Annotated in this window: 2 protein-coding genes; both read left to right on the top strand. The window is 47.1% G+C overall.

The window, feature by feature from the left end; all coding sequences use genetic code 11:
* Positions 1-166 precede the first annotated feature (166 nt).
* The gene (locus QZT26_RS17000) at positions 167-391 is read left to right on the top strand and encodes an FAD-dependent oxidoreductase (protein WP_295103862.1); all 225 of its coding nucleotides are present in this window, start codon (positions 167-169) and stop codon (positions 389-391) included.
* A gap of 2 nt (positions 392-393) precedes the next feature.
* Positions 394-2,799 (top strand): heavy metal translocating P-type ATPase, encoded by a 2,406-nt coding sequence (locus tag QZT26_RS16995; protein ID WP_295103860.1) that lies wholly within the window; start codon positions 394-396, stop codon positions 2,797-2,799.
* Positions 2,800-3,220 lie beyond the last annotated feature (421 nt).

The following is a 3,220-nucleotide window of genomic DNA, read 5'->3' as shown; positions in this document are numbered from 1 at the left end:
GGTTTGACGAGGGGGGCAGATGATAAGTATATGGCGGAGATATGGTGGCACTGGCGGGAAACCAGCCAGCAAACAGAGAAAACAAACTTCTGCCTAAGTTCTCGTCGTCTGTTTCTACTCTACCGGTGAACTATTACAAAACTGGTTTGAAGAAAGGAGAAAAATAATGTCAAACAAGCAGTTTGAATTAATTATCATTGGCGGCGGAGCAGCGGGTTTTGCGGCTGCTACAAGGGCTGATGAACTGAATATAAAAACAGCCATTATAAATATAGGATTTCCTATGGGTGGTACCTGTGTAAATGTTGGTTGTGTTCCAACAAAATATTTCTTAGCTGTTGGAAAGGAGCTTTATTCCTCAAAACATCCTAAATTTAAAAGGAGGGTATAAACATGGTAACCGAAACTGTTCAAACCATTCAGATGAAAGTCTCCGGAATGATGTGTTCGTTCTGCACAATGACTCTCGAGAAGGCGCTCAAGCGCTATCCAGGTGTTAAAAGCGTGCTGGTCAACCTCGTCCATGGAATTGTTGTCGTCGAGGCGGACACAGCACAAATCAGCCGCACAGAGCTTTCAGTCGCCGTCGAAAAGCTCGGTTACAACGTCTCTGCGACCGAAGTTCAGCAGTATACCACGGATGAAGCGCTATTTAAGCTCATCATGCATCGTGGCATCATTGGTATGGCGCTCGCGCTGGTCGATCTCTTTGTCGATCCCCTAAACCTGTTCAGGCTTACAGCACAACACAGGACATGGTTCAGCCTTGTGATATCATCGTTCGTCCTGCTCTGGGTAGGGTATCCTATTCTACGCAAGACGTTATTGGCCGTCCGGCAGCGGGTAATAAATGCAAACGTCTTACTTTCAACCGGTGCGTGGGGTTCATTTGTTATCGGTACACTATCTCTTTTTGACCATCGTTGGCCGAATTTCCTGCCTGTTGCCGCATGGTTGATGGCGCTCCACCTCTTCTTTGGCTACTTCAAGCTCGGTACCAGAAAAAAGGCATCTGAGGCAGTTCGTAAACTCCTCTCACTCCAGCCATCACGCGCCAGAGTACTGCGCGGAGACCAGACAGTCGAAGCGCTCACCAGTGAGGTTGCTGTAAACGAAACCCTTATCGTCCGGCCAGGTGAACGCATCCCGCTCGATGGTGAAGTAATCGAGGGTATTGCAAGCGTGGATGAATCAAGCTTTACCGGTGAATCGCTTCCGTCCGTAAAAGAAGTAGGATCCGGAACTATCGGAGGTACACTGAACCTCGACGGTTTACTGAAAATCCGTGTCACAAAGATCGGCCAGGACAGCTTCCTGAGCCAGATTGTACGCCTCATGACGCAGATCGCAGACCGTAAGCCACCACTTGAACTGCTCGCAGACCGGCTTATGAACTACTACGGCCCGGTAGTCTTCATCATTGCCGGGCTTGCATTCATAGGCTGGGCGCTCTTAACCGGTGATTATAAACAGGCAACGCTCGCCTTACTCACAACCATCGTCATGGGCTATCCCTGTGCCCTGGGAATTACAACACCTATGCTTGCGGCCATAGCAGGCGGTAAGGGAATCTCTATCGGTCTATTGGTAAAGGCAAGCGAGGTCTTCCATGAACTCGCAACTACTGATACTATTGTGCTCGACAAAACAGGCACACTCACCTATGGGAAGCCAACTGTAACAGATGTTATAACCTTTGATGCAGGAAGGACAGAGCTCCTTGCCTATGCAGGTTCAGTAGAAGGTCATTCTGAACATCCCCTTGGACAGGCCATCAGCTTCTTTGCACAACGTGAGGGTATTTCAAGAAAGCCGACCGAAAACTTCAGAGCATGGCCGGGCAAAGGAGTATCTGCAATCATTGGCGGTAATGAAGTCCTGGCAGGAAAGCCGTTATTTATTGAGGAACACGGAGTTCACCTGCCAAATGAGGTACGCTCGAATATTGATTCTCTGGGTTCCGAGGGCAAAACGGTAGTCGTTGTAGCGCATGGTGGAAAAACTATTGGTGTGTTTGCACTTCAGGATACACCACGCCGTGGCGCTGCACGGCTGATTGAAAAACTTAAACAACGCAGAGTAAAGACCGTTATGCTGACCGGTGATTCCCGACGTGCGGCTGAAGCGATCGGCAAATCGCTCGGTATTGATGAGGTCAGGGCGGAACTGTCACCCGCCGATAAAGTCTCTGCAATCAAAACCCTCCAGGCTGAGGGACGCAGGATTGCTATGGTCGGTGATGGCATTAACGATGCCCCTGCACTTGCACAGGCAAATGTGGGTATCGCAATTGGTGCAGGCACTGATGTTGCAATTGAATCTGCTGGGGTAATCCTGGTAAGCGACAGGATACAAGATGTGTTCAGCGCCTTGATATTAGGCAAAGTGAGCTACCGCACTTTAACCGGAAACGTTATTGTGGCGGTGATCTTTAATATCTTTGGGATGATCCTTGCAGCGATGGGAATGGTCTCGCCGATACTCGCAATTATTGTCATGGTGCTGAGCATCTTTGCTATCCTTCTGAACACACTCCGCATCCGTGCTATTAACCTGGAACGTGAGGAGGAGCCAGAGATTGCACCGCTCGCAGAGGTGGAATTCCTGATCCCAAACTTAGTTTGCGAGGGATGTGCCGAAAAGATCAACACAATTTTAAGATCCCTCCCTGGTATTCAGGAAGTTAGAACAAAGGTACCGCAAAAGCACGCTTACGTGCGCTATGAACCGGCAAGGATACAGCAAGAACAGATCAAAAAAGCGCTGGAAAAATCTGGATTCACTGCGGTGGAGGCGTAAAGGACAGATAACCACGGTATTTGAACTTTTACGGAATTCTATTAATGGACAGGTTCCCCATCAGACTGTGAGGCTATAAAGATTGCTGCCTAGGCTTTTAGAAGGGATATTAGCACAATGAGTTGTTGTTTAGAATAGGAGGCTATAATTAAATGGTGTGTTGTAATCCAGAAAATAGTTATAGAGATTTCACAACCCAATGTAACGCATGTGGGAAAATAGGTAAGCCCGTTAAAAAGAAAACCCTTGAACACTTGTTGAAAGAAGACCGTGTTTCTTTAATCCGAGATACGCAATATAGTCAAACAAATCAGGTTTTCGAAATTTGCTCGCCAATAATTTGAAAATTTTCAGTTAAAAGAGTAGACAATTCATCTGTATACTCGTTAATATTTTTGAAAAAACTTAAACATTTGTTTTT

It is taken from the genome of uncultured Candidatus Kuenenia sp. (genome assembly GCF_900696675.1).
GTDB lineage: Bacteria > Planctomycetota > Brocadiia > Brocadiales > Brocadiaceae > Kuenenia > Kuenenia stuttgartiensis_A.
The sequence above is the reverse complement of the archived record's forward strand: the minus strand, read 5'-3'. Positions and strand labels throughout refer to the sequence as shown.

Coding starts and splice junctions, on each gene's coding strand:
- QZT26_RS17000 (WP_295103862.1), top strand. CDS start 167: ATGTCAAACAAGCAGTTTGAATTAATTATCATTGGCGGCGGAGCAGCG.
- QZT26_RS16995 (WP_295103860.1), top strand. CDS start 394: ATGGTAACCGAAACTGTTCAAACCATTCAGATGAAAGTCTCCGGAATG.